The organism is Methanosarcina acetivorans C2A (assembly GCF_000007345.1).
GTDB lineage: Archaea > Halobacteriota > Methanosarcinia > Methanosarcinales > Methanosarcinaceae > Methanosarcina > Methanosarcina acetivorans.
Genome location: NC_003552.1, coordinates 1,092,333 through 1,116,625 on the forward strand (window position 1 = coordinate 1,092,333; position 24,293 = coordinate 1,116,625).

A 24,293-nucleotide genomic window follows, 5' to 3' on the forward strand; every position below is an offset into this window, starting at 1 on the left:
CCAGAAATTAATGCTTTAATTCCCGAATTATCCTGCCCTGCTTCTTTTGGAGCAGTGACAGATATCTGCATGAGGATGGTTACAATGGATATAGAAGGCTATGCAAAACGGGCTCTCAGGAAGGACTCTTCAAATGAAGCCGGGCTTGAGGCACAGCTTGCTTCGCGAATTCTTGAAATCAAGAACATAAACCCAGAAAGGGCCCATGAGATTGCGGCTGCAGTTATTTGTGAAGCAAAAGCAACTCTTCACACGGAAGGGGATGTATTAAACCCCACTCTCTCAGGGGTTTCTATGGGGGAGTTCGGAGTAGGTTCGAGGGGCACAGGGGACTTTTACGTTCATTCCAAGCTGGGGGAGGTCATAGGCCAGACCGGGGCAGTAGTTGACAGTGCCCAGCTTGATGATTCCGGGGTTGTAAAAATAGGGAACGAATACCTGGTTGTTACAATTGACGGCATCCACTCCCGCCTGAGTGATTTTCCCTTCCTTTCGGGTTTTCATGTCGCAAGAGCAGCCCTGCGTGACGTATATTCAATGGGGTCCCGCCCTCTTGCCATGCTTTCCGATATCCATGTCGCAGACGACGGAGATGTAGCAAAAATCTTCGACCACATTGCGGGAATCACCACGGTTTCCGAACTTACCGGAATCCCACTTATTACCGGAAGCACTCTCCGGATCGGTGGGGACATGGTCATAGGAGAAAGGATGACAGGAGGCGTAGGGGCTGTTGGCATTACGTCTTCTCTTACTTCCCGTAACCGGACCAGGCCAGGAGATCTGATCCTTATGACGGAAGGTGCAGGCGGAGGTACGGTTTCCACAACTGCCCTCTATTACGGGATGCATGACGTGGTGGAAGAGACCATTAATATTCGTTTTCTGGAAGCCTGCGAAGCTCTCCTTCAGTCCGGCCTGTACAAAAAAGTCCACTCCATGACCGACGTTACCAACGGTGGAATCCGCGGGGATGCCCGGGAAATCTCAAAGACTGCAAAAGTAAAAATGGTCTTCGAGGAAGAAAAAATGAGAACCCTTGTTAACCCAAAGGTGCTTTCCATGCTTGAGGCCCTTAAAATCGACTATCTCGGCGTATCTCTCGATGCCCTGCTGGTTATTGCCCCTCCGGAATATGCCGGAGAAATTCTTAAAACAGTTCGGGCGGCCGGGGTTGAGATTGATATCATAGGACGTGTGGAAGAAGGAATCGGGGCTGAAATTATTGTCAATGGAGAGACCAGGGACTTTGCGCCCAGGTTCAGAGAATCTGCCTATACTCCTGTCAAAAAGATCCACGGGGAAGATAATCCGCGCGATTTCGAGGAGATGAGGAATGCAATTGACAGGGCAGCCGAAGAAGCCATCAATAAAAAGCAGAGGGTTCTTGAAAAAATAAAAGCCAAAAAGAAAAGTTAAAACCGGAAAAAGAAATTCGGAAAACTAACTCTGAAAAACTAACTCTGAAAAACTAACTCTGAAAAAAGAATAAGTAGAAAGGAAGTGTTATATTTTTCTTTTTACAACCAACACTTCCATCTCTTTTCCTGTAATTTCAACTTCTTCTTCTGCACCTATTTCTTCTTCGGCCTTGGCTTGCCAGTATTCTCCTTTATAGCGGACAAAACCCGGGTTTTTCGGGCCTATCGGGTCTATTGTCCGGGCAGTATCTCCGATAATGGCTCCGATAACAGGCTTTTTCTTCCTCGTTTCGGCGACTTTATATATTGCAAAGACCAGAAAAATTCCGAAAACAATTGTAGGAGTAACAATTGTCAGGATCATAAGTCTTCTGAACTCCGGTGTGTAAATATTCTCACTTCCCAGCGGCACAAGGAAGATGCTTCCTATAACCAGGCAGATAATTCCGGCAAGCCCGAATATCCCGAACCCAGGGGAATTAAGTTCCAGGATAAGAAGCCCTATTCCGACGATAATAAGGAAAAGTGCTGCTATGTTGATGTCAAAGCCGGTACCTATTAGCCCGAGAACAATTGCAATAACTCCGAAAAGTTCGGCTCCGGCTCCGGGGTTTGAAATCCCGAAGATGATCCCGTAAATCCCTATTGTCAGAAGAAGGGAGGATAGAATTGGGTTTGAAATGAGTGTCAGGAAAGAAAGGGGAAGAGGAGGTTTGTAGGTCTCTGTTGTTGCATTTGCGGTATGCAATTCTTTACCTTTTACAATTTCCCCATCAACCTGGTTCAGCAAATTCGGAACGGAAATGGCTATGTATTCGATTACTCCTTCTTCCAGGGCTTCTTCGGCGTTCAGGTTTCTGTTCTCGGTAATTACTTCTTCTGCAAAAGTTTCATTTCTCCCGTGTTTTCTTGCCGTTTCAGTAGAGAATTTAACGAGAGCATTTATTGTTTTCTCATCCTCTACAGGTACTGTCCCTTCCGCGGACACCTGCACCGGCTGGGCTGACCCTATTACTGTAAAGGGAGCCATTGCGGCAATATCGGTTCCCATAAGGATGAGGGTTCCTGCAGACCAGGCTTTTCCGCTCTCAGGCACATACCCGATCACAGGCATGGTCGTGTTCTCTATTGCCTTTATGATTATTTGAGTCTCTTCCAGCCCTCCCCCGGGGGTATCCAGGGTAATTACGAGAGCTTCATAGTTCCCGCTCTCCGCGCTTTGTATTGCGTCAGCTATCAAATTATCGGAAGCCGGGGTAATAGCTCCGCTTATTTCAAGTACAAGCACTTTATCTTCGGCTGCTGCCCCTGCCGAAGGTGCAAGAAAAGCTGTGAGGGTCACGCAGAGACAAAAAATAAAGAGAGAATGGGAAACCCATTTCATTTGCATAATTAATGATCCTTTCTTGTCTTTACATTCTTTTCGGCTTTTTATCTGACTTTACTCTTCCTTTCCGGACAGAGGCTGAGCCTTCCCGGACACTGCCTGAGAAAGGGCGGCTATGTTTCCGGTTTCAACAGACTGAGATTGTGTAACCACGATAAGGTTTCTCTCCCTGGCAATTTCGGCAAAGGTCTGCAGTTCTCTTAATTTGATTGCAGTCGGCATCCCCTGGTAAAGAATTGCAGCATCTTTCATCTTTTCAGCAGCCTGATATTCTCCCTCAGCAAGGATAATTCTGGCGCGTTTTTCTCTTTCGGCTTCAGCCTGTTTTGCAATTGCTCTCTTCATGGTTTCGGGCAGGGATACATCCCGGATAGTCACCCCGGTAACCTTGATCCCCCAGGGGTCGGTATACGCATCCAGTAGCTCCTGAATTTGCTTGTTGATGTTCTCTCTTTCCGAAAGCAGTTCATCCAGTTCCATCTGGCCCAGCACGTCTCTAAGCGTAGTCTGGGAAAGAGTCGAAGTTGCAAACATATAGTTTTCGACCTGTGTGATTGCAGCCCCGGGCTCCACGACTTTGTAATAGACAACGGCATCCACTTCAACTGTGACGTTGTCCCGTGTGATAACAGCCTGCTTGGGGACATCGATTGCAACAACTCTCAGGTCTATTTTCAGGGCTCTATCAATGAAAGGAATGATAAGGAAAAGTCCCGGGCCCTTTACGCCACTAAGACGACCTAACCTGAATATAACAACTCGTTCGTACTCATTAACCATTTTTATGGATTGTGAGAATATTATTATTACAATTATCAATACAGGAAGCAATAATTCAATCATAGTAACCATATTTTATACCCTCCTATCCATTAATTTAAAATTTGGTTTAATAATAATTGTTCTTTATTGGGAACTTTTACTAAATAAACTTCTGTAAAATAAAGAAAGTAAACAGTCATAAGTTAAAATTTTTATATCCTGTCATCTATCCAAAATAGATGTGGATCTATATAAGCTCTTACTCCAGGTCTTCACTCTGATTTCTCCATGAGCTGCATTCCCCGCTTTCGACTCTCTAATTATTCAGGATATGTGGCGGTCAGTGCCTCAAAAATCTGAAGTTCTGGATATCTGTAAACGCTGTGCAAAATACCCTGCTGACAAATACTTATATCTGGCATACAGAAGATATTGGACTGAAATACAGGAACTATGCAGACGGGTACCGAGTTAGATGGGCGCTGATTTCCGGGCCGATAAAGGTCATACCGTTACCAGTAGACTGAAAAGTCAGTCACAAGCATAATACAGTCAAAAGCATAATATTCTGTGAGTTTAAAGTGAACTTTTTAACTCCATAAAATCGTGACAGTAAGAAAACGCAGGTTCGGAAGAACCACTGGTGTTGATATTAATGAGTAAGGAATGTCCAGACTGCCACGGGCGTGGCTATGAGGTTATTTCAACTGAAGTCTGCCCTTTGTGTAAGGGAAAAGGCAAGTCAAAGTCAGTTGATTTCATGAAAATTTCAGAAAAAGATATTGACAGTTTCTTGAAAAATGGTGCAGTATGCGAGAAATGCAAAGGTAAGGGAAGTGTTGAAGTTACCAGACCCTGTGAAGCCTGTGAAGGGCTTGGAAAAATCTATACATGTAAAATCTGTGGAGTAAGAATTCATGATCCTCAGGAAGCAGAGGAAGAAATCTGCAGTTCCTGTGCACGTTCCCAGCACGTTTACGCTCTGGACGAATCCTGCGACCTTAAAGATGTGGAAGCAGGAAAACTTTATCACGGCATAGTGAGCAGCATCGCTTCTTTCGGGGTCTTTGTGGATCTGAACCCTCACGTGCGAGGGCTTATGCATTCCAGTAACGTTGGGGTCCCGCCAGAAGTAGGGGAGGCACTAATCGTTTTGGTGAAAAGTATCAAAGCCGGAGGAAAACTGGACCTTATTCCGAAGACGCTTACAAAGTACGAGACCATCGAGCTTGAAAAAGAGCTTCCACTTAAGGATTCCTCCGAAATAGATACCAGCATGAAGGGCAGGCTCATCCGGATCGAAGGAGAGGTAATCCAGGTTAAGCAGACAAGCGGGCCTACCATTTTCACCATCAGCGATGAAGGAGGCTTTATCCCCTGCGCGGCTTTCGAGAGTGCCGGGAAAAGGTCCTATCCCCACATCGATGTAGGGATGATCGTATCGATTACCGGAGAGGTGACCCCGAGGGACGAGCAGGTCCAGATCGAAGTCATGAGCATGAAACTGCTGACCGGAGAAAAGGAAGCTGCTGTCAAGTTCAGGGTCGAGAAGGTGATTGAGGAGAAAGCAGCGCCTGCTGATATTCCTTTCCTGGTCGAAAGTGCCATTATGGAGAGACTCAAACCCAGAATGCTCCATGTCGCCAAGGAAATCAAAAAGGCAATATTCCATTCAACACCCATTATCCTCAGGCACCATGCCGATGCTGACGGGATCACTTCGGCAATTGCCATTGAAAGAGCAATCCTTCCCTTGATTACGGAAATAGGCGGGGCAGATGCGGAATACTATTTCTACAAACGGGCTCCTTCCAAAGCTCCTTTTTACGAGCTTGCGGACGTTACAAGGGATATTTCTTTTGCACTTGAGGATTATGCAAGGCACGGGCAGAAGATGCCTCTTGTGATTCTGGTGGATAATGGCTCAACCGAAGAGGATGTACCCTCAATGCGGCAGGCAAAGGTCTACGGCATTAATATGCTTGTCGTTGACCACCACCATCCGGACGACATAGTTGACCAGTACCTTATAGGGCACGCAAACCCTGCTCACGTAGGGGGCGACTTCGGGGTTACTGCAGGTATGCTCTGCGCGGAAATCGCCCGGATGATTAATCCCGGTATCAGCGATACCATAAAGCACCTCCCGGCGGTTTCGGCAGTAGGAGACCGTTCTGAGGCGCCTGAGGCCGGGAGGTATATCTCGCTCGTCTCGGACCGTTATACACTTGGGGAATTAAAAGATATGGCTCTTGCTCTTGATTATGAGCAGTTCTGGCTTAAATTCAGCAGTGGAAAAGGGCTTATTGACGATATCCTGGACCTGGGAGACCACAAAGTCCATAAAAATCTGGTCTCTCTGCTTTGCGAACAGGCAAACACCATGATAAAGGAGCAGCTTGAGACCTGCCTCTTTAATGTCAAGTCCCAGAAACTGGCAAACGGTGCTATCATGAATGTGATTGATGTCGAAAACTATGCTCAGAAGTTTACCTTCCCGCCACCAGGCAAGACCTCCGGGGAAATGCATGACGTGCTCTGCAAGAGAAACCCGGACAAGCCCGTGGTTACAATTGGCTACGGTCCGGACTTTGCCGTCATCCGCTCAAAAGGTGTACTGATGAACATCCCTCGTATTGTTCGAGAACTCCATGAGGAAATGAAAGGCGCCGGAGTCAGCGGTGGTGGACACCTTGTTGTGGGCAGCATTAAGTTTGTAGAAGGGATGAGGACCGAGGTGTTGTCAAGGCTTGCCGAAAAGATAGCATCTACGGAAGTTGAGTATTAAATTGGCTTTAATAAGCCTCTTTTTCATCCTCTCTTCCTTCTCTACTCCTGAATTTCTTTACAGCTATTAACTTTTCTTCTAATGGAATCTACACCTGTGCCGGCTAATATTTACAGCCTCATGCTTTGAGATCAGATGCAAAATTGAAAAAAAACCAGAAAGCTAATATCTCCCGGGTCATATCCGAGGTCGCGTTCCGGGTCATATCCCTGACTACATCCAGGATTCTGTCCAGGGTCACGCTCCGGACCCTATAGAAAAAGAGCCATTTTTCATTTAGTAAGTTCGAATTCCCTCAATTGCATTCCCGGAGCCTCATCTGGACGGATAAAAAAACCATGTTTTTCGTAGAACCGGGCTTTTTCGGGAGCTGCAAATAACCAGACCCTCCTGATATTTGATTCCTGGCACTTTTTAACTAGCCGGGTTAAGATCTCAGTTCCTATCCCCCTATTCTGGTGGTCTGGCATCACTATTATATCACAAATCAGCGCGTACAGGGCACCATCCGAAAGCAAACGCCCTACACCGACAATGTTCCTTTCCTGATATGCGGTTATCCAGTACCAGGTGTTCTCAAAGACCTTCTTCAGGTCGTCCTCGGAGATTTTCAGAATTTGCGTCCAGCCTGTGCTTGAGAATAATAGGGAATACTCCTGCCGGGTGGGAGGGCTTTCTTTGTATACTGTTTCGGAAGTAACCATGTATTTCATCCATTACCTCTAACCATTCCTAACGCTGTTTTATTCCCTTAAATTTTTGATGCCCAGAGCTCATTTATTCTGGACCTTTTAAAAAAGGAGTAAATTTTGGAAAAGCTTTCTTCTGGAAAGACTTTCCGCATAAGTAAATTGTATCTACTTTCTGTATTTGTTTTACCTATCAGTCCACGCGCACGATTCTTACCAGGGACTGGATAGGGACATTGGCAATTGTATCTGCACCTTTTTTGTCCACGAGAACAGCTACAACTCTGGGTTTTGCGCCCATTTCCCGCAGCTGCTCAATTACTTCCATAGTGGTGGAACCAGTTGTAATAACGTCGTCCACGATCACACAGTTCTTACCTACAACGCTTCCGAAGTTTCTGCTTATTGTCCCTTTCTGGCCCGGCTGGACAACATCCTGCCCTTTCCGGGAATGATAGAGGGCAAAGTCTGCCCCCAGTTCGTTTGCCATCATGCTTGCCAGGGGGATTCCGCTTGCAGCAACGCCTACTACCACATCTACCTCCGCGTTTGTCTTTTCGAGGGTCTCAAGCACCATGTCGCAGAGTGCAAGCGAGATATAGTGGAGCCTTGTAGCGCTTTTCCCTATGCTGCTCCAGTTTACGGATATGTCTTTCGGAGCGGGGACTGCTACTTCTTTTTTTGAGCGGGTTAAAAGCCATGTAACCGTTTCTCTTGAGACGTTAAGCTCATCGGCAATCTGGCCGGTGACAAGTCCATTGTTCTGCAGTTCCACAGCTTTCTGAATCAGATCTTCTATATTCTTCATGCCTCCATTCCCACCTGAAATTTTTTTTGTCTGGCGGTATTTCCGGCCGATTTCTGCAGTTCTTCTTACGAATACTGCCTGGAATTACTGCCTGAAAAATTTTAATTCAAGGTTATCTTTTCTCAGTTAAAGACATTATTACACTATCAAGCGTTATATCTTTTTCTTCAACTTTCCTGATGACTTTTGCTTTTAAGTCTTTTTTTTCTCTTTTTTTTCAGAGGTGAACCGCAGATCGGACATTCATCCCCTTTCTCAAAGGTTTTTTTACAACCAATACACTGTTTTTGCCAGATAAGTACATCCTTTATCTTTTTCTGGGCAATCGGTTTAACCTGAATCCCCAGCTGCACGGCAACATTCTGAACTGCATAATCATCCGTGAGCAGTACTGCCGTCTCCCTGTGTTCAAGCGCTTTTGCAAGAATTTCCAGGTCTGTTTTTGAAAGCTCTTCTGAGTCCCGGGTCTGTTCAGCTTTTTCCCGAACCTCTTTCACCATTTCCGGTTCTGGCCATTCCACCCTCAGCCCTCCCTCTTTTGCAAGGTCAAAACGGAGCACGGCGTCCCTGCTTTTTAACTCGTCCACAACCGAAGGGACGGTGATAAGCAGTGAACTGTCCACGTTGCAGTTTCCCATTATAAAGACTGCCGAGTCTGCTATGTAAGAGGTCATTTTCCTTCTCTTCTCTCTTTTGGTATAATAATCCATTGTTGCCCGAATTGCGATTCGGGAGCCCGCCGTCCTTTTCGCTCCACTTCGTTTCGCTCAAGAGGACTAATTGATGGGCTAAGTGGTGAACTCAGCTCAAGAAGACTACAATATATGGGCACTTAATTCTACTTAAGAAGGGACTGCGATGATTTATTCAATCTATTTTATAGTCCAGCGCGAGCCTTTTCTTTCAATTTGTGAATGGCTTTCTGTGGTGACAGAGGCTTGCGTGGTCAGGTTTGAGAATTACATTTGGAACTAAAACAGACTGGTTAGATCCTCTGAAATATCTGTTGTAAGGGCGGTTATTGAGGAAAACGGAAGAAAAAAATAGTTCTCAAATATGACATGGTTAACAGATTTTGCCTGTTATGTCATATCTGATTAAGACTTGCCCCATAAAGACTTTTCCATAATTAGGGGCTTGAGTATGGAGGAATTTATCTGAATTAAAGATGTGGATTTTGCGTTAATTGGGGCAGATTTCCCGGAGTCCGGATGCCAGTTCAGGGAGGAGGCCGATTGGGATGCCCATTGTCATTTCATCATCTGAGATCTCAGTGTATAGCCTGCTGCCACTGCAACCTACTGTAACTCCTATTTCACCTTGTTTAGCCTGTACCACACCGTCGGAACAGAGGCTCTGTTTGCCTACGAAACTGACTTCAAGCCTGCCTCCGGTTTTGTACATATAAGCCTGAGTGAGCAGCATTATTTGCTTCGGGTTGCAGATGACAAGTACGACATCCGGCATGAATGTGCTCTTCTCAAGGGGCGAATACAGGACAGCGTCTGTAGTGTCTGAAGCCAGAGTTGGCACCATGTCAATAGTGAGCTTTGCAGCTTCCTGGGTGCTGAACTGTTTTAATCCTTTATAATAAAATTCTCCGCTTGCGACTTTTGGAGGCAATGCTCCGAGACCCATGACAGCTGCTCCGCCTTTGCACATCTGGTCCTCTCCCAGAGTATATAATTCTTCTCCGCTTTTTCTCACGCGATCTACGAACTGGCAGTGTCTCATTGTCGCATCCGCTTTCTTAATCCCTTCAGGAATTTCTTCTCCCTTTGGAACCAGTTTTACTGCAACCGGGGAAGTATCGAGTTTAAGGCATTCGACCATTTCCAGTCCGATATTGTTGATTTCTTTTAAGTCCATTTTCGCAACTCCTCGTATATTTTTTGAAAACAATCCTGAAAGAAATTAAATATATATTATTTACTTATCATATATGTATGTTTGTTGAGTTTTGACTAAATTATACACAACCCGATTTGATATAAATATTCTTGAGTTCTGATCCTTAATGGGGGTTTTTGGCAGTACTCTCTATTTTTTATTAAGTTTCGGCTTTTAACTTCCTGTCTTAAACAGAAAAAAGAGTAAAATTGAGATAAATTAAAAAATGTTCACTCAAGTTTGTCAAAAATGATCTCCATTTTTCCCATTTCCCTGGCAAGGTTTTTAGAAATCATGCCGTTTGCGAGCCAGCAGGCATTCATTATTGAAGCCGGGACGAGGCAGGTGGGAGTAAGAGGGGCTTCAGCCATTTTCTGGGCAAGTAAGGTATCAGGGCCGCCCATAAGGTCTTTCATACCCATATCGAAATGTGTGCCCCATTTCCTGAGTTTTTCGCAGGTGGTTTTGATATGTACGTGAGTGTTTTTTCCTTCTTTTGTGGCAATAATTTTTGTTGTATGTCCACATACGGTATTGAGTGAAAGTTCAGTAACCATTTTTATATCTCCTGTAATCTGTATGCTCGTCCGGAAGCTGAAGGACTTTCAATGTACTAATATGGAGACGAGATTCTTATTTTGTCTGTACCTCGACCTGTTCTTATCTTTTATTTTTATTAAATTCTACATATATATTTTTCTGTACCTTGCGCATCGAATCTCTTTTTTGTAGGGACTTTATCTTCTTCATATGCTTTTTTTTCAGCTGCGGCCTCCTTTTATCAGGGTGTTTCTTGAAGTATAGTTTTCTCCTGCGGCATGATCGCAAAGTTCTTATACATCTCTATTCGTATTGCTAAGTCCATAGCAAATATGCTAATTAGGGTACTCCTGTTAATACATTAATATATTAGCAGAGCAATTAAGCTACTGATAGGTATGCTTATTCCCTGAAAAGGATCACCAGATCAGGATCACCAGGATTACAGGATATTTACTATCCGGACCATTTAAGGTTTCGTTAAAACCAGCTTAAGTAGCACTATAAGTAACATTAACTTTAAATTTTGGCTTAAATTTCAATACAATAATGAGGTTTTAATAATGAGATGGCAAGGCAGCTCAAGAAGAAAAGCTACCGGCGGGAAAGTTATTACTGCCCGCGGAAAGCGCAAGTTTGAAATGGGCCGCGAATCTGCGGAAACCCGTATCAGCGAAATAAAAAGAAAGAAAGTTCCTACTATGGGCGGCAACAGGAAAGTAAGGCTCCTCCAGTCCAATGTTGCAAACGTGACCAATCCTAAGGATGGAAAGACCGTTACCGCACCTATTGAGACCGTAATTGACAACACTGCAAATAAACACTATGTCAGGCGTAACATTCTGACAAAAGGTTCCGTTATAAGAACCTCCATGGGCACTGCCAGAGTTACAAGCAGACCCGGACAGGACGGAGTTGTAAACGCTGTATTAATTGAGTAATTGAAGAGAGCCCTGCCCCTCCTTATCAGGGGTTCTGTGCCAATTTTCCCTAAACTTTGTGCCGGTGATCAGCATGGACGAAATGATTCGACATATACTGGAAATTCTTGAGAATGATGCCCGAGCAAGTCCGGAAGAAATTGCAGCCCTTACAGGAATGTCTGCACAGGAAATTTCCCAGACGATCGCAAAGCTTGAAGAAACAGGAGTTATCCGGCACTACAAGACCATAGTTGATTGGGACCTGATTGGGGAAAACTATGTTTACGCCGTAATTGAGTTGAAGGTCACTCTCGAGCGTAACCAGGGCTACCAGGCAATTGCAGAAAGGATCTATAAGTTCCCGGAAGTCAGGTCTGTCAGGCTTCTATCCGGGGACTACGACATCTCTCTTACCGTCAGGGGGAAGTCAATGAAGGATGTGGCTTTTTTTGTGGCAGAAAAAATCGCAACCCTTGACCAGGTTCAGAGTACGTCCACACATTTCGTGCTGAAGACCTATAAAGAAGACGGAGTAATCCTCCATGAACCGGAGTCGATTAAGAGGCTTCCGGTCTCGTTTTAATGTGAAACCGTTTAAGGTCTGATCCACCTTATCCCGTTTTACATCTGTCAAACTCATATGTTTTTTTATAGAGGTGTTTGCTTGAGACCTCCATGCGATCCTTCAAAATTCGTTGCGGAAGCTGTAAAGAGTATCCCTCCATCAGGAATACGCCGTTTTTTTGATCTGGTTTCCGGCCTTGAGGATATTATCTCCCTGGGTGTAGGAGAGCCCGATTTCATTACTCCCTGGCATATCCGCGAGATGTGCATCCACTCTCTCGAAAAAGGGCAGACTTCATATACCTCAAACTACGGACTTCCGGAACTCAGAGACGAACTTGCAAGAACCTATTACAAACGCTACGGTCTGGACTATGACCCGGCATCCGAAATCCTTGTTACCACGGGAGTAAGCGAAGCTCTTGACATAGCAGTCAGGGCTGTGGTCAATCCCGGAGAAGAGGTAATCGTGGTTCAGCCCTCATACGTGGCATACGTCCCTTCAGTTATTCTGGCAGGAGGCAAGCCTGTTATTGTTTCTACAAGCAGGGACGACGATTTCAGCCTTACTGCAGAAGCCCTGAAACCAGCAATCACCAGCAAAACGAAGGCAATCATCCTTAACTTCCCTAATAATCCTACAGGCGCAATTATGGAACAGGAGGGAATGGAGGACATCGCTGACCTTGTTGTTGAGAATGATTTATTTGTAATCTCCGACGAGGTTTATGAATGCCTGACTTATGGAGGCACCCATGTTCCGTTCTCATCTCTCGAAGGTTTGAAGGACAGGACTGTCATGCTGAACGGTTTTTCCAAGGCTTATGCAATGACAGGGCTCAGACTCGGCTTTGCAATGGGAGCTCCGGATATTATCCATTCGATGATGATGATCCACCAGTACTCCATGCTCTGTGCACCCATTACTGCTCAGGTAGGGGCAATCGAAGCCCTACGCAACGGTAAAGAAGAAATGGAGCGGATGGTCCGGGAATATGACCGGCGCAGGCGTTTCATCGTAAAAGGCTTTAACAGCATAGGGCTTGAATGCGGCAACCCCAAAGGCGCTTTTTATGCTTTCCCTTATATTGGGGGTACGGGCCTATCCTCTTCTGACTTTGCAGAACGTCTCCTGGAAGAAAAGAAGGTTGTTACAATTCCCGGAGATGTGTTTGGAGAAGCAGGTGAAGGTTTCCTGCGATGCGCTTATGCGGCGTCTCTGGACGACATAAGAAAATCAATCGAAAGAATGGGAGATTTTGTAGAAGAATTAAAACAGTGAATCTGGCCGAATCTTATTCGGTTTAACTTTTATTTTCTTATTTTATTTCTTGTGATATTTTTACTTTGACTTTTTACCCTGTTTCTACTTTGACTTTTTACCCTGTTTCTACTTTGACTTTTTGCCCTGTTTCCTACTTTGACTTTTTACCCTGTTTCTACTTTGACTTTTTACCCTGTTTCCTACTTTGACTTTTTACCCTGTTTCTACTTTGACTTTTTACCCTGTTTCCTACTTTGACTTTTTACCCTGTTTCTACTTTGACTTTTTACCCTGTTTCCTACTTTGACTTTTTACCCTGTTTCTACTTTGACTTTTTACCCTGTTTCCTACTTTGACTTTTTACCCTGTTTCTACTTTGACTTTTTACCCTGTTTCTACTTTGACTTTTTGCCCTGTTTCCTACTTTGACTTTTTACCCTGTTTCTACTTTGACTTTTTACCCTGTTTCCTACTTTAACTTCTTGCTGTGATTTTTACCTTGACTTTTTTCTTTGAGTTTTATTTTGAATTTGTGCTTTGAATATGTACTTTGAGTTTTTTTAATTCAGCTTTCTTCATCGTCCATACGCATGACGAGAGCGCTTACTTTGTCATCCATTTTTTCGATCAGCTCGTTCATCTGGCTGTACCATTCGTCAACGTTTTTCTTTACCATCTGTTTCATTTCCTGGGGCTCGATAGCTACATATTCGTAGTAGTAACCCCCACTGTCGATGGATCGTGTTTCCCTGTAAACTATTCCACAGGCTATAAGGTTCTGCAGGGAACGGTATGCAGTGCTCCTTTCCCTGTTGAGGATCTCTCCCAATTTTTCTGCGGTCAGGGGACCATGCATAAGTAGAGCCTTGTATGCATCGATGTCAAGGGACTTCAGCCCGAGTACACATTTTACCATGTCCTCGCACCTGAAGCTTGCTCTGATCATCTCGTGAATAGAATTCGCCATAAAACCACTATTTGGTGACGGTTTGCCCTATTTTTTAAAATTTCTTTTGAGCTTTGAAGATACCGGCTTGCATGTTCAGAAATTTTCTAAGGCGGATTGAGGATGCTCATAAAAAAGAAAACCCTTTACCGGTTTCCGAATCTGCTATTTAAAAGCATATTTCCCATTTGTGTAGAATATAATTATGTGTTATTTTACTATCAATATTGGTGAATATATTTATAAACTTATTTATCTCTCTTAAACTCCATTATTTTTGTCCGGTAATATCTGTTAAGTATATTTGCTAAATATTCCATTATATCCTTTCTGGCTGTTTTCAAAAAAATATCGACTCTAAGGGAAATCTGCTTAGTTAATTATATATATAATTTCCTGACTCAATAGGCTCTGAGGTCTTATGAAGCCCATTATCCCTGAAGATGAACGTTCCAAAGAGCCTCTTGATTCCGAGAGAATAATTTACCATCCTGATATGATAAAAGCCAATGAATGGGTTATCAATGAGTATGAAGCCCCTTTCAGAGAGATATGTATTTTCGTTCCTTGCGCCAAGAGAAAGCCTTACCATGAAAGTCCTTCCCATAAAAAATTTGACCGGATAATTTTCGGGCTCGTAAAACCCGAAGACGTACATATAGTGACCTTCGGGACCTGTGGGATTGCCCCCAGGGAACTTGATACCGAGTACCCTTTCATGCACTACACTTTCATGATGGGTAAATGTAATGTAACGAAGATCAAGAGAGATTTCATAAAAATCGAAAGTGAAAGGATTGCTGCCTATCTCGAAAAGACAAGGGCAAACTACAGGCACAGGATAGCCTACTGTATCGGGGATTTCCGGACTGCAATGGAAAAAGCCCTGGAAATGGTCGACATAAAAGTGGATATTGTCCCGAGAGAATCAACCATTCAGAGGATGATCCAGCCCAATAAACCTTTCATTTACAACAGCCTCTCCTCTAAAGAGTACCTGCAGGACTTCTCCGATGCAATTACTGACGCTTTCGGGCTTCCCAGGCGGGAAGTAGGCTTAAAGGAAGACCTTTCCGTGGACGACACTGACTGGTATGTCCTGTAATCCTGTTTCGCCTTTTACCAGTTTCGCCTTTCACCAATTTCGAATCTGCTTATTTCGAATTCCGCCGTTTTCAAATTCCTCTGATCTCTTCAGAATTGAGAGACAAAGGTTCTTGCCTGCCAGAGGGCAATAACTGCAAGAATCAGGATGAGAACCATCCACATTATGTCCGCGGCCGGGATAAAGGAAGTAGCCCAGTATGCATTGTAAGCTTCCATAGCAGCTATAGATTGTACCATATTTTTTCCTTCCTCTTATACGTACCTTATGCAGGCGTCCGATCCCCGGACCTTCCCGAAGTCCGTAATCACATATTTGTGCAGCAGGAAACCTTTTTTATAGATTCCCTCTTCATCGACTTTCTGTTCCAGGTCTTTCAGCATCCCTCCTGAAGCAAGCTCGATAATATCGAAGTTGATACTGTCCCGGCCGTAGTTTCCATGCATATTATACTCTTCCTGAATTTTTGAAACGATTTCATAGTTCCAGTGTTCTTCTCCATCCAGGAAAAGCTCCAGTATCCTGAATTTTATTGGACGGTTTGTGCCCATTTTTCATCCTCCTCTGAGGGTTTCGATTTCCGTAGCCTCTTCCGTGAACATTACAAAACTCCCTATGATGCAGAGTGTGCCTCCAAGGAGAATTGTCCACTGGGGGACATCCCCGAAGAATAGGAAAATAAAGATGACTGCAAAAAATCCATAGAGGTTTCCTATTCCCTGCCCTCTCCCCACTCCTATTAGAGGGAAGGACTTATACCAGGAAACATAACAGAATCCGAAGGTGATCCCTGCAAAGATCAGGACCAGAAGGGCAAGGGGTTCGAAAACCTGAATTGCATAAGAATACATCGGGAAGCCGATAATTGCCAGAACAGGCACAATAATTATCCACCAGATTATGTTTTCTCCAAGGAAACGCAGAGTCAGGCCCACGTCCGGCTCGGAAATATCAAGCCCTTTGCCTGCGATAGCCCCTTCTATTCCCCAGCCGACAGCAGCCATAAGCCCGCCCAGGTATCCTATCCAGGGAACTTCCCCTGCTCCAAGTTCGGTAACCAGTCCGCCTCCGAAGATGGTAATTCCGCCAAGGATAATTACAATAATCCCCGTAGCTGCCCTTTTAGTGATTTTCTCTCCATACCAGTAGTAAGCAAGCACGGACCCTATTACCGGGTAAAGGAGAGCCGCCACGGCTGCAAATGCTCCTCCTATGAATCCCATAGCCATAAAAGATCCGAGAATTGCAATCGGTCCTCCGAAGATAGAAGCAAGGAAGAACCATTTGGAACAGGGATTGAACTCCTTAAGAGTCCGGGAAAGCTCCCCGAATTTTTGCAGTACTCCGTTCCAGAGTATAAGTGCAAGCATGACCGTGAGCGCATTAAATGCGGTTATCAAAGCCGCAGTAACTACAAGAGAGACCCCATCTCCGTTTGTTTCCGCAATTGCTCCGAACAGTCAAAAGGATTCAGCACCCATATTACAGTTCCTGGCAGATACCAGATCCCCCAGAACACAGCGCAGAAAAGAGCCCACATATACCCTTTACTGATTCTCTTCCTGCTTTCCTGTTCTTTCAAAGCTTTCAGGTCCAAGGTTAAATCCTCCTTTTTTTCATTCAAATTCCAGAAAAGTAACCAAGAGGAACAGAAAGGAGCTCTGATTTTTCTTAAAGCTCCATTCTGACGTCCCCTGCCCCCTGTCTTTTTGCACAGTCTTTTAGCTTTTAATGGCTGCTTTTATCTTGTTTACGGCATCGGTTGCACTTTCTCCATAGATATCTGCCCCTATTTTATCAGCCCAGCCCTGAGTGACAGGTGCGCCTCCGACCATGGTTTTGACCTGTCCGCGGATCCCTGCTTCTTTCAGCTGTTCTTCTAGCTGGATCTGGTTGACCATAGTTGTGGTCATAAGGGCGGAAGTTGCAACAATATCAGGCTTGAGTTCCTTTGCCTTTTCAACGAAGGTTTTTATCGCGACATCTCTCCCGAGGTCCACGACCTCAAAACCTGCAATATTGAGCATCGAGGCAACAATGTCCTTTCCTATGGAATGGATGTCTCCTTCAATGGTCCCGATAATAACAGTTCCGAGAGTTGTGGTTTTGGCCTTGCGCTTCTCCATTTCGGGCTGCAGGACTTCGATTCCCGCTTTCATCGCTTCTGCGGCTGCAAGCACATGGGGCAGGAAAAGGGTTCCCTGCTCGAACTGGTCCCCCACGTACTGCATGCCTGCGGTGTATCCGTGTTCGATGATTTCCACGGGGTCTAATCCTGCTACAAGGGCTTCGTTTGCAGCTTCCTGTGCCATTTCCTCGTCAAACTCGGTAATCGAATCTTTTGCTTTTGCAATAATTTCTTCTTTGCCTGCCATTTTTAACCCCCCCGATTTGTTTAACTCTCCTTAAAGGCTTTATCAGCCCTGTCCACAATTGCCTGCATGTCCTTGAGGATATCCGTATCTATTGGCGGGACCTCATGATGTTTCAGCACATCCGTAACCTTTTCGTTTGCCACGGCTGCAAGGTCTTTGGAACCGGATGCAGCCCAGTCCCCGTACATCCTCCGGTCAATAAGCATGGGATCGGACGGATAGTTAACCAGCAGCCTGGTCTGTTTGAGGGCGAGGAAATTATTTCCTATTCCTACCTTCTGGATGGAATCTACTGCAAGGGTTTCAGGCGAGACCTCTATCCCCTGCATCGCTTTCTTTACCATTTTGATGATATCGTTGTCGATTACCAGCTGTTCCATTGAGAATGTCATTCCAAGCTCAAGCATCCCGGCGCCATAGATGGTGTTGGCACCGGCAAGGGCAGGCAGGAAGCAGGTCATTGTCTTTTCGTGTCCTGTCTGGTTATCCGGGATCTTGGCGTCAGCCTAGGTGCCCGCCACGTAGGACGGAAGCCCATAGAACTGGGCAAGCTTGGCAACTGCAGCGCTGATCAGGCCAAGTTCTGGAGACCCTACGGGGGCAGTCCCTTTCTTCAGGTCAAAGGTTGTGGTAGAGCTTCCGTACCAGACTTTTGCTCCGGGGACGGTAAGCTGGGCAAGCACAATTCCGGAGAGGACTTCGGCATTATGGGTCACAAGGGTCCCTGCAAGGTAAACAGGTGAGGACCCTCCGGACATTGCCATACTCAGGACATTTACAGGCATTCCGAAACGTGCACCCTTGATAATGACCTGGCATGCATTAACGCTGAGCTCGAGCGGGCTGGTCGGGCAGAGCAGCATGGAAAAGATCGGTTTTTTCCTGGCTTCCTCCTCATCTCCGCCATAGTAAGCTTTCACAATGTCCCGGTAGTATTCGACATTCTCTCCCACGGGATCAATATGATGGTAGTGTTTTGCAGTATTTGCTATCGGCGTAAGGGTCTCATGCACGTCCTGCGCACCTTTTCCGGCCCAATCCCTCGCAGATACCGGAAGAGAAAAGTAGTCGATGTTTTCAGTCCAGTCACAGAGCTTTGCAATGTCTGCAATGTCCTGTTCTACGGAATCAACAGTTACGTATTTGCCGCTCTGGTACTTACACATCTTAACCCCTGTGCCGAAACAGGTCCAGTGGACTTTTCCGCCGGCTTCCTGGACGGTGTTGTACTTTTTGTCCCTGCCCCAGAGAACAAACCTCGATGGTGCGAGCTGGAGAGCTCTTCTTACGAGATATTCGGGGATCTTTACAACATTGGTTTTTTCGTCGACTTCACAGCCGTTTTCCTTGAAGATCTGCCTGGCTTCAGGGTCAGAGACCTGAACTCCGGGGTTCATCAGAACTTCCATTGTGGCATAGTGAATCGCTTTGAGTTCGTCAATGGTAAAAAGGTTTAATTCCACTCCCTGAAGGGAACTAAATCCTGCAACTGCATTATTTTGCGCCATTCTCTATCTCCTTTTTCCTGGATATTTTCCGGTTTGCTTTGCTTCTCAGCTTACTCGGGGCAAATCCGTTTTTATCTTCAGTTCAGGAGGCAGAGGCTATGAAGAAAAGATCGGGTCTTTCCATGAAAATTAAAAAGATTTTTCATGGGAACAGCCACAAAATCAATCTCAAAAACCACTTCATCTTTTAAACTCCTGCCTCTTGTTAGCAGGTGGAATCTAAAAGAGATAACCCTCCGTATTCTTCTCCCCACTTTCTTAAAGCCTGTACTTTTTCCCTTTTCACTCCAAAGTACATTCTTCTCTTTAGCGTCTCTGCTTTTTTTTCACTGAGAATTTTTATGTGCCAACCATTTCTTTTTCGATTTCCGGAAATTTTTTACCTTTTCTAAGGGAATATCATCCTTTTTCCGGAATGCCCCCCTGGAGGTTGACTTTTTCTCAATCTTTTTTATAGTATTCTGGTTATTTTAGTTTTAATATTTCTGTATATATATTTTCCCGACAATCCTTTCTTATTTTACCTACGGTTCCTTTTATTACTCTTGCAGCCTTTCTCTACACTTTTAATTTTTTTATTGGTCTCGGCTTATCTTCCTGTTTGTTTTCTGAAAAGCTCGCAGGAGTTTATCCTGACATCGAGCAGTTTTTCTATATTCATTTTTGCGGCAATACCCTTTGCAGCCCCCGGAACTGAGGTGATCACGCCGATGTCGAGCTCTTCCCTGAGTTCGCGCATAACGTGCTCGTCTGCGAGGTCCATTACATCCACATCGAGCTTCTTTGCCACGTACTTTTTTGCTTCTTTGATTCTCATGTTCTTTGAGAACTGCATCCTTGCAACAAGATCGCCGGCTGCTCTGATCCCGGTCATACCTGAGGCCATTATGTGGGAAATCGGCATACCCAGAGGGTCGCCGACCCCGATCTATATGCCGTCTACGCCGGCAACTTCGACCATCGCCTTGCTTGCCCGAGTAACGGCATCAATCGGAGGTGTTTCAAGCATTGGAATTCCGCCGACTCCCATACCCATGTCAACATGGCAGGGCAGGGAAGAGACCTTTACGGCTTCTTTTATGAAAGTCACCGCCCTTGCAAGATTCCATGGGGAAGTTTTGCTTGTATTCGTGTTTACAACAGGGCCGAAAACGTTTGCTCCGGCTTTTGCTACTAGGGATGCCTGCTGATGGGGCCAGAGTCCTGCAAGGGTTACCCCTTCATACTGCAGGTTTCCATGCATCCCGAGCACCATCTCACCTGCCATCCCTACTTCGATGTGCATAGCCGGAAATTCCTTCCTGAGGGCTTCAACCGCATGCAGGGTCCCGTAAAAGTCTCCATCCCCTGCTGCAGCAGTTGTGTCAAAATTGACACCGTCTGCCCCCGAGGCAAAGAGTTTCTGCATTATCCAGACTGTATCCCTTGTAAGGTGGTCGGCTGCGTGCTCCATTGATTCCCAGGCTTCCTGGATCTTGAAAGCTTTCATGAGGTCACCCGGATTTTCAAAGGGCCCGTCAGGGGTGTAGTATAGCCCCATGTTGGGCATTGCCCCATAGAAGAGCGGGATGATCATGTTCTGCTGGCAGACTTCCATCGCCTGGCACTCATTTGAGACCACGGGTTTTACCGGTTTGAAACTGTAGTCGATGTGACCGAGCTCCATTGTGTCAGCGCCAAATGCCCGCTCGTGCATCATGCAGCCAACAAGCCTGCTGGATGGAATTCCAACCCCACTGTTGCCCTGATCTCCGTCAAGCCGGATCGTGCCTATATCATGAGTAACCGGCACTTCCATCCCCTGTTCAACACTGACAGCCTTTCCGGGCATCATGAGGATTTCTGCAAGTCTGTCAATCTCATCCCCGCTCAATGCAGGGATTTCCCCCAGGTCTGCTGCATTGGCTGCACCTGCCTCAAGTTCCTCCCTGATCTTTTCTTTTGTAAGGAAGATCCTCTTCCCGTCTCCCATTCGTAAAGCATATTCGGTTGCCATATCTTTTCACTTCCCAAGAAGCAGTTCTTTTGCTTTTGCCACAGCTTCACTGGCATTTTCAGCGTAGCAGTCCGCTCCTATCTTGTCAGCCCAGGCCTGGGTTGCAGGAGCTCCCCCCACCATCACTTTTACTCTCTCCCTCATTCCTTCTTCTTTGAGAAGTTCTATGACGTCCCTTTGCCCCTGCATGGTAGTGGTCATCAGGGCTGAAAGCCCTATCATATCTGCATTGACTTCCTTTGCCTTTTCTACAAAGTTTTTGATCGGGACATCCCTGCCTATGTCGTGGACTTCAAACCCTGCGGACTGGAGCATGGTTGAGACAATTGATTTGCCTATGTCGTGCACGTCTCCTTCAACCGTCCCGTTTACGATAACTCCCAATTTTTTTGTCTCGGTTCCTGCAGGCATTTCGGCTTCAAGGATGTTGACTCCGGCAGTCATGGAATCGGCTGCCATCATTACATGCGGCAGGAAAAGTTTTCCTCTCTCAAACAACGTGCCTACCTGATTCATCCCTGCAGCAAGCCCCTTTTCAATTATCTCTGCAGGCTCCATGACTTCTTTTGCCTTTTCTACGGCCGCAATCACCCTGTCCTTTTTACAGGAAACTATTGCATCCGAAAGTTCCTGAAGTAGCTCTTCTTTGCTTGCCATTCTCAACCCCCATTTCCAAAGTCATGTCTGAGAACAGGAAAAATACTTTGTGTTGAAAGCCCCCCTGTCTCTTTTTTATAAAATAAAACCCTTTTTTCGGGAAAGTAAATCTCCGGAAAAGTCCGATCTGCTCCTCTTGAGTGGTTTCCTTGGGAGCCTGTAAGATATCTTATTTTTCCGGATAGATTCTCCCTATCCAATGTCTTTTATTTAAATATATTAATTTCATTTAAAAAAACCATTTATATACTTTTATTTCTGGAAAAGAGTGCCTTATGTAGGGAAAGAAAAACCGGGATTTTAAATAAAGTCGGGATTTTAAATAAAGTCGGGGAACAAAATATACATCCGTAAGGTTCTGGATAGAATAAGTTTCTGAAAGGTGTACCAGGCTGCTTAATATTGACTACATTCCCGGCAAGAAATCTGCAAAAATTGGTAAAATAAGTAAGTCTTACCTGCAGCCAGTTCAGTTGTCATCAAGCCCGGAGTTTTCTCCGACTGAAAGCATAAGTTCTCCATAGAGCAGTTTCTCAAGGGTTTCGGCTACGTATTTTCTTTGCTGGTATTTCTGGATGTCTTCATGCATCCTTATATCCGAATCGACCTGGACCCTGAGCAGGGCAAAATGAAAGGCTTTTTCGTTTTTTATCTGCGCAGTATAAAAGGTTTCAAGCAGGTAAGGAAGTTTTCTCGGGTCTTCGATTACTTCGCTTAAAATCAACATTTCTTCGGGAATATCCATCGTATGCGAACTGATGTCCTTTTTTCCGGTAATGAGCTGCATGTTTCTTTCCGAATACCTTTTCTCAGAGACGATTATTTCGTCACCCACACTTTCCACCTCCATCCATTGTTTAGATCTCTAAATTTTCCTGATAAGTTGTCTGACCAGCTGAAAACTCCATTACAGAATGCCTGGTCAGAATATAAAAGGAATAGAATGCCAGGTTTTAAGCCAGCATTCCCTTTACTATGATGTCTATTGCATCGTCTTCTTCAAGCCCGCGAGCCATCAGGGTTTCCACTTCCTTTTTGTCCACACAGCCGATAGCAGCTTCATGCGTAACCTTGGCAAGAGGATTGTCCACCCGGACAATCGGTACGGCTTCAGCTTTTGCATCGCCCTGGATGACCTCCATGCAGTCAACGTGTCCGCGGGCTCTCGGGGCATGTCCTTCGGTTATTCCCCTGAATACGGACTCTGCGTTGTCGGTTATGGCAATCCGGCTTTTTATGACACTGCGTGCGTTTTCTCCATTAAGAGCGATCCTTTCAAGGATTTTTATTTTGTCGTCCGCTTTTCCGTAGACCTTGGTGACCATCTCGCAGATCGAATCTTTTTCGGCGTCCACACTGTAATCGAATTCCAGGTACCCTACCCTTCCGGAAATTAGGGAAAAGTTCGTGTAGTATCTGCCCCCTTCCTCAATCATTATATGGGCTTTCGGAAGCACCTGAATTCCTCCGTGGGGCCCGTGGAAATGGGTCTCGGTGTATTTCAGGGATGCGTTCTTTCCGATAAGCATCTCAGCATCCATTTTGTGAATTACCTTTTCAGCGTTCGGGAAGGTGCAGTGGGCGATAAGTTCCACAGCCGAATCTTCTTCGGCTACGAAGTCCATTTTGATCTCCTGGAGCCCGTCTTTAGGGACCAGTCCGAAGCAGAGGTGGACAGGCAGTGGAATTTTGTATCCTTTTTTGATGGTCAATTTGATGTCCACGCCATTTTCGGTCTCTTTTTTCTCAAGCACTATGCCTTCGGTTGCATTTGCGCTGAGCACTTTGTTCCCGCTTACCACAAGGCTTGAAAGTCCGTGGTTATGCAGGACTGCAGCGTCTCCTCCGGCTGCTGTATAAGCTGCAGTTATGTCTTCTGTTTCTCTGGAAAGTGCATTCAATGTAATCTGAGTCATTTTTCAGACCACCTTCGGCGGTGATACCCGGCTGTCACAGGGTATGCATCTGTTTTTGAAAAATTCACTAATCTCTATGGGATCCCCGCTCCTGAGGATTACCCCTTCGCACATCAGGGATGCTTTATCCGAGGCGGCAGCAATTTCTTCCCTGTGCGTAATAACTAGTACTGAAGAGCCGTTTTCTTTGAATGTCCGGATCAGGGAAATGATTTCTTTTAAGGAGACCACGTCAATTCCGGAATCCGGCTCATCAAGGATTGCAAGTTTCGGTTTCATGGTAATGATGGAGGCAAGCTCTATTCGCTTTCTTTCGCCCCCGCTTAATGCCTCGCCTACTTCTCTGTCAAGGTATTTTTCAGGTTTCAGGTCAACTTTCCTGAGGGCTTCTTTTATCTCTTCTTCCGTAATGCCGCCATTATCTCTTGCCCCGATTGCAAGGTAATCCCTTACCTTCAGCCCTTCAAAGCGGGCGGGTTCCTGCCATGCAAGGGTTATGCCTTTTCTTGCGCGTTCGGTTATTGAAAGTACTGCAACATCTTCTCCGTCAAAAATGATGTCGCCTTCTTCATGCTCATAACCCTGGAGCCCCATCAGGGTGTAGGCAAGTGTACTTTTCCCTGCGCCATTTGCGCCGATGATGCTGTGGATTTCACGGTCTCCTACTTCCAGGTTGACTCCACGCAGAATTTTTTTTCCATCACGGCTCAATATCAGGTTTTTTAAGGATAGAATTTATGACACCTCTAGCAAA

At 45.4% G+C, this 24,293-nt stretch carries 23 protein-coding genes and 3 pseudogenes; 6 read left to right on the forward strand and 20 right to left on the reverse strand.

The genetic code is table 11. The features are described from left to right. Positions 1–84: 84 nt before the first annotated feature. On the forward strand, positions 85–1,419 hold the full coding sequence (locus tag MA_RS04740) for an AIR synthase-related protein (RefSeq protein ID WP_048066157.1): 1,335 nt from the start codon (positions 85–87) through the stop codon (positions 1,417–1,419). An 87-nt stretch (positions 1,420–1,506) separates the two neighbouring features. On the opposite strand, the gene MA_RS04745 is transcribed toward MA_RS04740, so the two are convergent. Next, positions 1,507–2,811 (reverse strand): NfeD family protein, encoded by a 1,305-nt coding sequence (locus MA_RS04745; RefSeq protein ID WP_011020953.1) that lies wholly within the window; start codon positions 2,809–2,811, stop codon positions 1,507–1,509. A 51-nt stretch (positions 2,812–2,862) separates the two neighbouring features. Continuing rightward, positions 2,863–3,660, reverse strand: coding sequence for a slipin family protein (locus tag MA_RS04750; RefSeq protein WP_011020954.1), 798 nt, complete (start codon positions 3,658–3,660; stop codon positions 2,863–2,865). 565 nt (positions 3,661–4,225) lie between these two features. Between MA_RS04750 and MA_RS04755 the strand changes: the two genes are divergently transcribed. Further along, positions 4,226–6,358 (forward strand): DHH family phosphoesterase, encoded by a 2,133-nt coding sequence (locus tag MA_RS04755; RefSeq protein WP_048064996.1) that lies wholly within the window; start codon positions 4,226–4,228, stop codon positions 6,356–6,358. Between the two features lie 118 nt (positions 6,359–6,476). On the opposite strand, the gene MA_RS29295 is transcribed toward MA_RS04755, so the two are convergent. The 6 genes from MA_RS29295 to MA_RS04780 all read right to left on the reverse strand — a co-directional run bounded on the left by MA_RS29295 (position 6,477) and on the right by MA_RS04780 (position 10,302). Beyond that, positions 6,477–6,599: a hypothetical protein gene (locus tag MA_RS29295; RefSeq protein WP_281085335.1), complete on the reverse strand. Its 123-nt coding sequence runs from the start codon at positions 6,597–6,599 to the stop codon at positions 6,477–6,479. A gap of 31 nt (positions 6,600–6,630) precedes the next feature. After that, positions 6,631–7,071: a GNAT family N-acetyltransferase gene (locus MA_RS04760; protein ID WP_011020956.1), complete on the reverse strand. Its 441-nt coding sequence runs from the start codon at positions 7,069–7,071 to the stop codon at positions 6,631–6,633. A 169-nt stretch (positions 7,072–7,240) separates the two neighbouring features. Continuing rightward, a complete protein-coding gene (locus MA_RS04765) occupies positions 7,241–7,855 on the reverse strand; it encodes an orotate phosphoribosyltransferase-like protein (protein WP_011020957.1) in 615 nt (204 codons plus the stop codon). Positions 7,856–8,022: 167 nt separating this feature from the next. Then, positions 8,023–8,529 carry an NOB1 family endonuclease gene (locus MA_RS04770; protein WP_048066159.1) on the reverse strand — a complete coding sequence of 169 codons (507 nt, stop codon included), beginning with the start codon at positions 8,527–8,529 and terminating at the stop codon, positions 8,023–8,025. A gap of 508 nt (positions 8,530–9,037) precedes the next feature. After that, on the reverse strand, positions 9,038–9,724 hold the full coding sequence (locus MA_RS04775) for a DUF169 domain-containing protein (protein WP_048064997.1): 687 nt from the start codon (positions 9,722–9,724) through the stop codon (positions 9,038–9,040). A gap of 251 nt (positions 9,725–9,975) precedes the next feature. Next, complete coding sequence (locus MA_RS04780) at positions 9,976–10,302, reverse strand: DUF6951 family protein (protein WP_011020960.1); 327 nt, start codon at positions 10,300–10,302, stop codon at positions 9,976–9,978. A gap of 546 nt (positions 10,303–10,848) precedes the next feature. Between MA_RS04780 and MA_RS04785 the strand changes: the two genes are divergently transcribed. The 3 genes from MA_RS04785 (at position 10,849) to MA_RS04795 (ending at position 13,054) form a co-directional block, all read left to right on the forward strand. Next, the gene (locus tag MA_RS04785; protein WP_011020961.1) at positions 10,849–11,226 is read left to right on the forward strand and encodes a 30S ribosomal protein S8e; all 378 of its coding nucleotides are present in this window, start codon (positions 10,849–10,851) and stop codon (positions 11,224–11,226) included. A gap of 73 nt (positions 11,227–11,299) precedes the next feature. Beyond that, positions 11,300–11,791, forward strand: coding sequence for an Lrp/AsnC family transcriptional regulator (locus MA_RS04790; RefSeq protein WP_011020962.1), 492 nt, complete (start codon positions 11,300–11,302; stop codon positions 11,789–11,791). A gap of 81 nt (positions 11,792–11,872) precedes the next feature. After that, the gene (locus tag MA_RS04795) at positions 11,873–13,054 is read left to right on the forward strand and encodes an aminotransferase class I/II-fold pyridoxal phosphate-dependent enzyme (protein ID WP_048064998.1); all 1,182 of its coding nucleotides are present in this window, start codon (positions 11,873–11,875) and stop codon (positions 13,052–13,054) included. Positions 13,055–13,601: 547 nt separating this feature from the next. Here MA_RS04795 and MA_RS04800 read toward each other — a convergent pair. Continuing rightward, the gene (locus tag MA_RS04800; protein ID WP_011020964.1) at positions 13,602–14,003 is read right to left on the reverse strand and encodes a helix-turn-helix domain-containing protein; all 402 of its coding nucleotides are present in this window, start codon (positions 14,001–14,003) and stop codon (positions 13,602–13,604) included. Positions 14,004–14,403: 400 nt separating this feature from the next. Between MA_RS04800 and MA_RS04805 the strand changes: the two genes are divergently transcribed. Next, on the forward strand, positions 14,404–15,087 hold the full coding sequence (locus MA_RS04805) for a DUF5591 domain-containing protein (protein WP_011020965.1): 684 nt from the start codon (positions 14,404–14,406) through the stop codon (positions 15,085–15,087). Positions 15,088–15,176: 89 nt separating this feature from the next. Here MA_RS04805 and MA_RS28045 read toward each other — a convergent pair whose 3' ends face one another. The 11 genes and pseudogenes from MA_RS28045 to MA_RS04865 all read right to left on the reverse strand — a co-directional run bounded on the left by MA_RS28045 (position 15,177) and on the right by MA_RS04865 (position 24,250). Next, positions 15,177–15,326 (reverse strand): hypothetical protein, encoded by a 150-nt coding sequence (locus MA_RS28045; RefSeq protein ID WP_162829675.1) that lies wholly within the window; start codon positions 15,324–15,326, stop codon positions 15,177–15,179. Between the two features lie 15 nt (positions 15,327–15,341). Further along, complete coding sequence (locus MA_RS04810) at positions 15,342–15,638, reverse strand: hypothetical protein (RefSeq protein WP_011020966.1); 297 nt, start codon at positions 15,636–15,638, stop codon at positions 15,342–15,344. 3 nt (positions 15,639–15,641) lie between these two features. Then, positions 15,642–16,684: pseudogene (locus MA_RS04815) on the reverse strand (EamA family transporter). Between the two features lie 124 nt (positions 16,685–16,808). Continuing rightward, positions 16,809–17,462, reverse strand: a complete 654-nt coding sequence (locus MA_RS04820) for a cobalamin B12-binding domain-containing protein (protein ID WP_011020969.1) — start codon at positions 17,460–17,462, stop codon at positions 16,809–16,811. Positions 17,463–17,482: 20 nt separating this feature from the next. Next, positions 17,483–18,970, reverse strand: a pseudogene (gene mttB, locus MA_RS04830) ([trimethylamine--corrinoid protein] Co-methyltransferase). 589 nt (positions 18,971–19,559) lie between these two features. Continuing rightward, positions 19,560–20,966: pseudogene (gene mtbB, locus MA_RS04840) on the reverse strand ([dimethylamine--corrinoid protein] Co-methyltransferase). Positions 20,967–20,972: 6 nt separating this feature from the next. Further along, positions 20,973–21,623, reverse strand: coding sequence for a dimethylamine corrinoid protein MtbC (gene mtbC / locus MA_RS04845; RefSeq protein WP_048065003.1), 651 nt, complete (start codon positions 21,621–21,623; stop codon positions 20,973–20,975). A gap of 2 nt (positions 21,624–21,625) precedes the next feature. Continuing rightward, positions 21,626–21,823 (reverse strand): hypothetical protein, encoded by a 198-nt coding sequence (locus MA_RS04850; RefSeq protein ID WP_048065004.1) that lies wholly within the window; start codon positions 21,821–21,823, stop codon positions 21,626–21,628. Positions 21,824–22,092: 269 nt separating this feature from the next. Beyond that, a complete protein-coding gene (locus MA_RS04855; RefSeq protein ID WP_226990763.1) occupies positions 22,093–22,458 on the reverse strand; it encodes a hypothetical protein in 366 nt (121 codons plus the stop codon). Between the two features lie 118 nt (positions 22,459–22,576). After that, entirely contained in the window at positions 22,577–23,539 is a 963-nt protein-coding gene (locus MA_RS04860) for a SufB/SufD family protein (protein ID WP_011020974.1), read from the reverse strand. Positions 23,540–23,542: 3 nt separating this feature from the next. Further along, entirely contained in the window at positions 23,543–24,250 is a 708-nt protein-coding gene (locus tag MA_RS04865; RefSeq protein WP_011020975.1) for an ABC transporter ATP-binding protein, read from the reverse strand. Between the last annotated feature and the right edge of the window lie 43 nt (positions 24,251–24,293).

What these genes read in the sequence shown, in the direction of transcription:
- mtbC (WP_048065003.1), bottom strand. Translation starts at nt 21,623, where the DNA reads ATGGCAAGCAAAGAAGAGCTACTTCAGGAACTTTCGGATGCAATAGTT.
- MA_RS04780 (WP_011020960.1), bottom strand. Translation starts at nt 10,302, where the DNA reads ATGGTTACTGAACTTTCACTCAATACCGTATGTGGACATACAACAAAA.
- MA_RS04750 (WP_011020954.1), bottom strand. Translation starts at nt 3,660, where the DNA reads ATGGTTACTATGATTGAATTATTGCTTCCTGTATTGATAATTGTAATA.
- MA_RS04745 (WP_011020953.1), bottom strand. Translation starts at nt 2,811, where the DNA reads ATGCAAATGAAATGGGTTTCCCATTCTCTCTTTATTTTTTGTCTCTGC.
- MA_RS04785 (WP_011020961.1), top strand. Translation starts at nt 10,849, where the DNA reads ATGAGATGGCAAGGCAGCTCAAGAAGAAAAGCTACCGGCGGGAAAGTT.
- MA_RS04820 (WP_011020969.1), bottom strand. Translation starts at nt 17,462, where the DNA reads ATGGCAGGCAAAGAAGAAATTATTGCAAAAGCAAAAGATTCGATTACC.
- MA_RS04860 (WP_011020974.1), bottom strand. Translation starts at nt 23,539, where the DNA reads ATGACTCAGATTACATTGAATGCACTTTCCAGAGAAACAGAAGACATA.
- MA_RS04800 (WP_011020964.1), bottom strand. Translation starts at nt 14,003, where the DNA reads ATGGCGAATTCTATTCACGAGATGATCAGAGCAAGCTTCAGGTGCGAG.
- MA_RS04775 (WP_048064997.1), bottom strand. Translation starts at nt 9,724, where the DNA reads ATGGACTTAAAAGAAATCAACAATATCGGACTGGAAATGGTCGAATGC.
- MA_RS04765 (WP_011020957.1), bottom strand. Translation starts at nt 7,855, where the DNA reads ATGAAGAATATAGAAGATCTGATTCAGAAAGCTGTGGAACTGCAGAAC.
- MA_RS04740 (WP_048066157.1), top strand. Translation starts at nt 85, where the DNA reads ATGGATATAGAAGGCTATGCAAAACGGGCTCTCAGGAAGGACTCTTCA.
- MA_RS04770 (WP_048066159.1), bottom strand. Translation starts at nt 8,529, where the DNA reads ATGACCTCTTACATAGCAGACTCGGCAGTCTTTATAATGGGAAACTGC.
- MA_RS04760 (WP_011020956.1), bottom strand. Translation starts at nt 7,071, where the DNA reads ATGAAATACATGGTTACTTCCGAAACAGTATACAAAGAAAGCCCTCCC.
- MA_RS04790 (WP_011020962.1), top strand. Translation starts at nt 11,300, where the DNA reads ATGGACGAAATGATTCGACATATACTGGAAATTCTTGAGAATGATGCC.
- MA_RS04755 (WP_048064996.1), top strand. Translation starts at nt 4,226, where the DNA reads ATGAGTAAGGAATGTCCAGACTGCCACGGGCGTGGCTATGAGGTTATT.
- MA_RS28045 (WP_162829675.1), bottom strand. Translation starts at nt 15,326, where the DNA reads ATGGTACAATCTATAGCTGCTATGGAAGCTTACAATGCATACTGGGCT.
- MA_RS04805 (WP_011020965.1), top strand. Translation starts at nt 14,404, where the DNA reads ATGAAGCCCATTATCCCTGAAGATGAACGTTCCAAAGAGCCTCTTGAT.
- MA_RS04810 (WP_011020966.1), bottom strand. Translation starts at nt 15,638, where the DNA reads ATGGGCACAAACCGTCCAATAAAATTCAGGATACTGGAGCTTTTCCTG.